Source organism: Pseudorhodobacter antarcticus, assembly GCF_900110135.1.
Taxonomy (GTDB): Bacteria; Pseudomonadota; Alphaproteobacteria; order Rhodobacterales; family Rhodobacteraceae; genus Pseudorhodobacter; species Pseudorhodobacter antarcticus.
Genome location: NZ_FOCO01000076.1, coordinates 1 through 7,483 on the forward strand (window position 1 = coordinate 1; position 7,483 = coordinate 7,483).

The 7,483-nt window shown below is 55.9% G+C and carries 7 protein-coding genes and 1 pseudogene; 4 read left to right on the plus strand and 4 right to left on the minus strand.

Annotated features, from left to right (window positions below; translation table 11 throughout):
* Window positions 1-82: 82 nt before the first annotated feature.
* A protein-coding gene (locus BMY36_RS19330) for an IS630 family transposase (RefSeq protein ID WP_139194118.1) occupies window positions 83-1,041 on the plus strand; the annotation gives its coding sequence in 2 pieces (ribosomal slippage) (window positions 83-424 and window positions 427-1,041; 957 coding nt in all).
* A gap of 381 nt (window positions 1,042-1,422) precedes the next feature.
* Here BMY36_RS19330 and BMY36_RS18375 read toward each other — a convergent pair.
* Window positions 1,423-2,715: an MgtC/SapB family protein gene (locus BMY36_RS18375; RefSeq protein WP_050521072.1), complete on the minus strand. Its 1,293-nt coding sequence runs from the start codon at window positions 2,713-2,715 to the stop codon at window positions 1,423-1,425.
* Window positions 2,716-2,800: 85 nt separating this feature from the next.
* On the opposite strand from BMY36_RS18375, the gene BMY36_RS20105 reads away from it, so the two are divergent.
* Window positions 2,801-3,190 (plus strand): hypothetical protein, encoded by a 390-nt coding sequence (locus tag BMY36_RS20105; protein ID WP_156215293.1) that lies wholly within the window; start codon window positions 2,801-2,803, stop codon window positions 3,188-3,190.
* Window positions 3,191-3,343: 153 nt separating this feature from the next.
* Here the strand turns inward: BMY36_RS20105 and BMY36_RS20110 are convergent, their stop codons facing one another.
* The 3 genes from BMY36_RS20110 to BMY36_RS18385 form a co-directional block, all read right to left on the minus strand.
* Window positions 3,344-3,493: a hypothetical protein gene (locus tag BMY36_RS20110; RefSeq protein WP_156215295.1), complete on the minus strand. Its 150-nt coding sequence runs from the start codon at window positions 3,491-3,493 to the stop codon at window positions 3,344-3,346.
* A gap of 53 nt (window positions 3,494-3,546) precedes the next feature.
* Window positions 3,547-3,939 carry a hypothetical protein gene (locus BMY36_RS19700; RefSeq protein WP_139194144.1) on the minus strand — a complete coding sequence of 131 codons (393 nt, stop codon included), beginning with the start codon at window positions 3,937-3,939 and terminating at the stop codon, window positions 3,547-3,549.
* A gap of 118 nt (window positions 3,940-4,057) precedes the next feature.
* Complete coding sequence (locus BMY36_RS18385; protein WP_050521074.1) at window positions 4,058-4,978, minus strand: calcium/sodium antiporter; 921 nt, start codon at window positions 4,976-4,978, stop codon at window positions 4,058-4,060.
* A gap of 516 nt (window positions 4,979-5,494) precedes the next feature.
* Between BMY36_RS18385 and BMY36_RS19705 the strand changes: the two are divergent.
* Both BMY36_RS19705 and BMY36_RS18395 read left to right on the plus strand, forming a co-directional pair.
* Window positions 5,495-5,624: pseudogene (locus tag BMY36_RS19705) on the plus strand (transposase); the annotation flags it as partial.
* A 380-nt stretch (window positions 5,625-6,004) separates the two neighbouring features.
* The gene (locus BMY36_RS18395) at window positions 6,005-7,366 is read left to right on the plus strand and encodes an IS110 family RNA-guided transposase (protein WP_050521075.1); all 1,362 of its coding nucleotides are present in this window, start codon (window positions 6,005-6,007) and stop codon (window positions 7,364-7,366) included.
* Window positions 7,367-7,483: the final 117 nt, after the last annotated feature.

Here is a 7,483-nt window from a genome sequence, read left to right on the forward strand (position 1 = left end):
ACAGCGTTTCGACTGAAACCTGAATCGCGGGGGATTCCCAAAATGGTTCAGTTGTGATTCATTCTTCTTGGGGGGATGTATCATGTCAGCACCATTGTCATCTGCGCTTCGGACGCGTTTTCAGAGATATATTGAAGAAGGTTTAAGTGGGCGCGCTGCTGCGTTGCGTCTGAAGTTGTCGCCTGCCACTGGCGCGCGTTGGGCGCGTCAAGTTCGGACCAAGGGCCACGCGGATCCTGCACCGCAGGGGCCTCCACGGGGCAATGGAAAGCTGGCTCCGCATTGGGGGTTCTTTGAGGAACTGATCGCTCAGGACCCCGACATCACGCTCTTTGAATTGCGGGACGCATTGGCGGAAGCAGAAGGTGTTCAGGTGCATCACTCATCCATCGCCAACCTGCTGGCCCGGCTCGGGTTCACATACAAAAAAAGTCTCTGGTCGCCACCGAGCGCCGCCGCGCCAAGGTAAGACAACAGCGCGCGGACTGGTTCAAGCATCGCTTGCCCGCCATTGCTGCATTGTCAGATCGTGTTGTGTTCATTGACGAAACGGCTGTGAAAACGAACCTGACCCGCTTGCGTGGCAGGGCCAGACGGGGCCAACGCCTGACAGTGGGCGCACCGTTCGGCAGTTGGGGAACACAGACGCTTATCGCAGGCCTGACGCAGGACGCGTTGATCGCGCCGTGGGTCATCAAGGGCGCGATGGACGGTAGCGCCTTCGCCGCTTATGTGCGCGAGGTACTCGTCCCGGAGATCTCGCCCGGAACCGTCGTGATCCTCGACAATCTGGCAACGCATCGGAACAACGAAGCGACGCAGGCTTTGCGCGATCACGGCTGCTGGTTCCTCTACCTGCCGCCATACTCACCAGACCTGAACCCCATCGAACAGGCGTTCTCGAAACTGAAAGCCCACCTCCGACGGATCGGGGCGAGAACCTTCACCGACGTCTTTCAGGCTATCGGATCAATTTGCGATCTCTACGACCCATTCGAATGCGGAAACTACTTCAAGGCGGCCGGTTATGACGCAAGTTAAAACCGAAACGCTGTATGCCTTCGTGTGTACGGACCGGCTACCCGTAGCAATCAACCTTTGGTTTAAAATGCTGCACGATGAACGGTTCCCGTTAACATGAGCCAGCAAGAAACCATCGACACTTTTTGGATTTTGATCGGGGTTTGTGCCGGTGCAAATCAGGCTGCTTGCAGACCGTGGCAACAAGAATGCCTTTTTAAGCATTCTTAAATGGATGTTCTGCTGACCAAATTGTTTTTATCAAGGTGCGCCGCTATTGCTTCATGACCGGTACGAAACCCTGCCCAGCCCCTTCTGCGCAATTCTGGCCGATATCAAATCAGATCTGCTGGCAGTATTGTCCACTCCCTATAAGCGCACTGTAGATGTTCATGGTATCTATCACGAAACGAGGGCGGACCATTCAGCAAACCAGCGCCGTAAAATTTCAGCCAACCACAATGACAACCAGATCGCACCGATTTGCAAAACGAGGCCAAATGCAACGGTTCTTCTGAACGTTTTGCTTTTCTGCCGAAACGCGATCAGGATGCGGACTATGGCGTTTGCGCTGAGTGCCGCCGCCAACGGAAGTGCCCCGGCTGCGGCAGAGATTTGCCCTGCCGCGACCAGAGATGCCAAAGCGACCGTTGCAGAGTTTGTGCTGACCAGTCCGGCAAGTGTGACGGAGGCGAGGACCGCAGTGTTTCCGAAAAAGTCGTTGAGCGTTGCAGACACCACCATCACAACCGCGACGATGAGCGCAAAACCTAAGGCCCCCTTCACTGAAAAGACCTGCGAGGGCAACTCCAGCACTGCAGGTTCCATTTTTTGGCGCATTGCCAGAAAGAAAATCGCAGCACCGTGCAGCGCGGCGACAACGCCAGCTGAAAACAGCATGGGAAACCCCATCGTGAACATCGCAGGGCTGAGCGCCAGAAGAATGATCCCGATTTGAATAAGCGAAGACACCGAAGAAAGTGTAGCCCCTGCTGCGGCGCTTTGTGCTTCTTCCGGCTTTTCCATGGCGTGGTGGCCAAGCGCCAGGATCGTTGACGTGCTCGACACGAAGCCAGACAAAAAACCGCTGACCGGCAATCCGAGGCGCGCGCCAATGATCCGCGTCGCAATATGCCCCGCTGCGCTGATCATCATGATGACAACGACAATAATAAACAGGGTGCGCGGATTGAGTGCGCCGCCCGGACCGATATCCTTGTCAGGCAGAAGGGGCAGGATCACCAGAACCGACACGCCGAGGATAAGCCCGTCGCGCAGCTCTATGGTTGTCAGTACAGACCGGCTGAAATCGTGTAGCATTTTGCGTGCGGCAAGCAATGACGCGATGACCACTGCGATCGCCGCCGCAAGGAAGGCGGTTTCCGTTGCCATGGCTCCGAGAAGCACGACCGAAACCAGCGCCAGAGTGGTCGTGAAGCCTATGCTCGGGTCGACTTGTTGCGTCACAGATACAACGCGGGCGACTGCAACAACCGCGACCGCGACCATCAGAAGCGGGATACCACCAGTCATCATACTGATGGCACCAATCAAGGATGCCAGCGCGAAGGTACGAACACCTGCCGATGCACCCTCGCTTTGCAAATGCACGCTGCGTTCACGCTCGATCCCGATCAAAAGCCCGATCCCAAGTGCTTCGATCAAGGTGAAAAATGTTTCGGGATCGGTTTCCATCAAACTGTCCTCGCAGAAATCTTCGGTGCAGCAAAATTGTATTTTAGATTGCCTCTGGATCTATGGTCTTTGAGAAAGCGAGGCAATGCGCGATGACTATGGACGTCATACAGGCACGGCGTTAAATTCTCGCTTGAATGAACGTTTTTGGGATATCATGGGGCTTTCTGGGTGGGGGTGCTTCATGGCCCTTCCTTGCATTCAGAAGTCTTTTCCAAAAAAACAGTTTGGGACGGTTACCCGAAATAAAAATTGGCTTGCTTGCAGCGAAGAACTGAAAGGTCTGCGCTGCGTTCACGCGTGCTTATCGCAGCGGGCGGCCGTTCACCGTGCTATTTTGCGCCCTGACGCAGGAAGGCCAGCCACCTTACTCAGGCTGCATGAAGTGCACGATCGTACCCTTTTCGCATCGCGGCGCAGAACCAACCAAAGCGAACCGCTTGGTACGGGGCATACCCGCAAAACCTACGATTAAATCGTCCACATCAGCTTGAAGGTAAAGCGGGCGACATCGTGCTGCCGCCCGATTCTGATCCATTAAGCGCCGGGCAGCAGGCTGGTCAGCAAGAGTGCAGCGGCCATAAGCCCGAAGAACACAAACTTTATTGCAGGATTTTTCATCTTGGCATCACAGGAGAGCAGGAAGATAGACAGCAGCAAGTATCATCGCGCCGAAAGCGACGATCATAACTACCCAATTTAGAAAGATGTTTTCGCGTTCTTTCAGCTCGGGTGTGGGCTGGTTGATACCATCAGGATTTTCGTTTTCATGTGTCATGTGTGACCTCATCAATGCATGCGTGACCGCACACAGACGAAGTGTGCGGTAGTTTAAGACGTGACTGGCATGAATGAAAAAGGCGGCGCACGGGCTTGCCATCCGATGTTCTGTGAAACAGGGTTTAGCCTGCCTGAGAAGCGGAAGCGGGCAGCCTTGACGTAATTTCGGGCAAAGCTTGCGCTTTCCACAGCCGGGTGCACATCCACAGGATGTTCGTCGTGTTTATCGAGCGTCTGCGGCCTGACAGCGCCATGTTTCGTTTGCAGCGTCTGCAATAGGACGGAGTGAGACGCGACAAAGTTGGTCGCCTCAGCGCGTTTGAAAGATGGGTCTGCATTGACAAGGGCTGCGAGCAGCGATGCTGCGAGGACGAGACATATCCATCTCGAAACCACCTTTGCAAGGCTTTTCAACACGCGCCTGACACCCTCTTCATAAACCAAATGCAGGTCCTGCGCCCGAACAACGCAATAGATTTTACCACGCTACTCTCGGCAATGTCGGTTGCCAAGCCATCGGACAGATATGGCATCCGCAAATTGCCACCGCAGCCAGTTTCCGTCACCCTTGGGCAGCCCACACATAGACCGCATAACCCACCAAAGCAGTCAACCCTACCCCCCGACCGATGACCGGGCGCGTCAAAAGAAGCGCCGTCAGCACAAGCGAGACCGCGATCATGATTGGCAGATCAAAGGTCAAAAATCTGTCAGCGACCGGGATTGGTTTGATCAGGGCCGTTATGCCAAGAATACCAAGCACGTTGAAAATGTTCGATCCCACAATGTTGCCGATGGCAATCTCTGACTGTCGCCGGAAGGCCGCGATAACCGATGTGGCAAGTTCGGGCAGGGACGTGCCCACCGCGACAATCGTTAAACCGATGAAAGCTTCGGAGACACCGAAGCCGCGCGCAATCGACACAGACCCATCCACCAAAAACCGGGCCCCGAACATCAGGACGACCAATCCGCCGACGACCCATAAAGCTGACATCCTTGCCGAAGCAGGCGCTGGTGCGTCGATGTCTTCCGCGACCGCGTCTCCCGGTTGCAGATAAGCCCAGATCAGATAGCCGATCAGTGCGGTTACCAACAGACCCCCTGCAACGCGCCCCATCTCACCCATCGCAAAGATTGGCACGAGCGCAAGGGCTGCGGCGACCATCACAGCTGTATCGCGACGGAGCGTCGCGCCCGACACGACGATTGGCCAAACCAGACTGGTGAGGCCGACGATCAAGAGCATGTTGGCGATGTTCGACCCGACGATATTGCCAATGGCAATGTCGGGGACGCCGCGCAAAGCCGCATCGACTGACACCAGTAGCTCTGGCGTGGAGGTTCCGAACCCCACGACGGTCAGGCCGATCAGCAATGGAGGTATTGCCATGCGTCGGGCGATCCCGACGCTGCCGCGCACAAGGGCCTCGCCGCCAAAAAACAAACCGATCAGACCGGCAAGTACGTAAATGTAATCCAATTAAACCGCCCTCTTGGGCAGCTGATCCACCCCGACGCTGACATAGTGATTGCCAACAGGGGCAACAAGGTCACGCCGAATCGATTATTTGGAAAGTGCTTGGCAACAATTTTGATATGTGAAGTATAACGGCTGTCATCTGGACAGCCGTTATACATTCGTCCTCTCGCGGGTTTCTGCATCCCTTTATGGATTACCAAAGGAGCTTCTTTCCACGCCCTCGGCGAGACTGTGTCAGAATTTGCGATCGGGTTGATGACTGACCTGTCACTAAGGGAAGCAGTTGGCGCAAACTATTCTGAAGGTCACGCCCAAAAAAACTGGCGGGCGCGTAGGACGGATCTAGAAGTCAAACAAATCGCCCAACATGGAACTACGCTTTTTTCGACTGTACTTTTCTCTGTCATCATCATCCTCCCTGTCACGACGCCTGTCGTTCCCTCGGTCATCATCTGGTCTTGCCCTGTTTTAGTTCCGGTCTCTTTCGAGCAATATTTGCTATGAAGGAGATATGGAATGGCAAAGAAATACACAGACGAGTTTCGGCGTGATGCTGTGCGGATGGCGACGACCAGCGGCTTAACGCGTCCGCGGCTTTCATCGGATTTGGGTGTTGGCGTCTCTACGCTAAACAAGTGGGTCCAGCAGCATCCGTTGCCCGACAGGGCATTGCATGGCAATGTCCCGAAAGGGAACACGATGATCTGATGTCGGGGCCGCACGAGGATGTTGAGAAGGAAAATATCCGTCTTCGCAAAGAAGTCCGGCTGCTGCGTGAGAAGAGGGAGTTGCTAAAAAACCGTCCTGGGCCTTAGCCCGCCTGTGCGCGGTAGAAACAGCCTGTGCTATCATCGCCAGCGGAGGGCAGTTGCCGATCGCTTATTGGAGGGACTGACCCCGTTAAAAAACGTGGCACATGGGCTGATGCGCACTTGAGAGTGGTGACGCCGCCTCGGCGGTGATCCCGGTTAGGAAGATGACGAACTTGCACGGCCCACGCCCTTCAGCCTGATTGGAGGATTTATCATGGGCAAAGTGACGACTGGCGACCACCCAGATCTGAAGATGGTCAATCCGAGCGCGGCGGCAATCGACATCGGATCGACTATGCATATGGCCGCTGTAAACCCCAGCGCCACGGATACGCCGGTTCGTGCGTTTGGCACGTTCACGCGAGACCTGCATGATCTGGCCGATTGGTTTCGGTCCTGCGGCGTTACCAGCGTGGCCATGGAATCCACCGGCGTCTACTGGATTCCTGCTTTCGAGATCCTTGAGCAGCACGGGTTCAAAGTGATCCTTGTGAATGCGCGCTATGCCAAAAATGTGCCGGGCCGGAAGACCGATGTCAGTGATGCTGGCTGGCTGCGACAACTTCATTCCTACGGCCTGTTGCGTGGCAGTTTCCGACCAGAGGCCGAGATCGCCACCCTGCGCGCCTACATGCGGCAGCGAGAGCGGCTGGTAGAATATGCCGCTGCCCATATTCAGCACATGCAGAAGGCATTGATGGAGATGAACCTTCAGGTTCACCATGTCGTCTCTGACATCACCGGAGCTACTGGGATGCGGATCATTCGTGCTATCGTGGCAGGCGAACGGGACCCGGATGTGTTGGCATCTTTCCGCGATACTCGCTGCCACTCTTCGGTCGAGACGATCCGCGCGGCGCTGGTTGGCAATGACCGCGCAGAGCATATTTTTGCGCTCACGCAGTCGTTGGAGCTTTACGATACATATCAGACCATGATGAAAGACTGCGACCACAAGCTTGAGGCCGCTATCGCGACACTTACCGTTAAAGCATCGGGGGCCATTGCCGCGCTGCCAAAGGCCAGGATGAAGGGCAAGCAGGTCAACGCGCCATCATTTGACGTCCGGGCGGCTCTTCACGGCGTCATCGGCGTGGATCTGACACAGATTCATGGCCTCGGGCCATCATTGGCACTGAAGCTAATTGCCGAATGCGGAACCGATCTGAAGGCGTGGTCAAGCGCGAAGCACTTTACCTCCTGGCTTTGCCTCGCGCCCGGCACCAAAATATCGGGGGGTAAGCTGCTATCTTCGCGAACGCGACGATCATCCAGTCGGGCCGCAGCCCTGTTGCGACTGGCGGCCGTTACACTCGGGCGGAGTGACACGGCGCTCGGAGCATTTTATCGCCGTCTCTCGGCTCGGGCTGGAAAGCAAAAGGCTGTCACCGCCACCGCGCGCAAAATTGCTGTCCTGTTTTACAACGCCTTGCGCTTCGGGATGACCTACAACGATCCCGGCGCCGCCGCCTATGACGAACGTCATCGTACGCGCGTCTTGGCAAACCTCCACCGCCGCGCCCAATCCCTTGGATACATCCTTTCCCCCACGCCAAAAGCAGAGGCTGTTTCTTAGGAAGGCGGCGATCCGTTGGCCGGTAGGTGAGTGGAACATTCAGCGTTAGGCTTCTTTGCAGGCCAAAGCCCCCTCTCATGGTTTGTTGCACAAACCACTGCCGGGCAGCGGGATGAG

Coding starts and splice junctions, on each gene's coding strand:
- BMY36_RS18375 (WP_050521072.1), bottom strand. CDS start 2,715: ATGGAAACCGATCCCGAAACATTTTTCACCTTGATCGAAGCACTTGGG.
- BMY36_RS20105 (WP_156215293.1), top strand. CDS start 2,801: ATGCGCGATGACTATGGACGTCATACAGGCACGGCGTTAAATTCTCGC.
- BMY36_RS20110 (WP_156215295.1), bottom strand. CDS start 3,493: ATGACACATGAAAACGAAAATCCTGATGGTATCAACCAGCCCACACCC.
- BMY36_RS18395 (WP_050521075.1), top strand. CDS start 6,005: ATGGGCAAAGTGACGACTGGCGACCACCCAGATCTGAAGATGGTCAAT.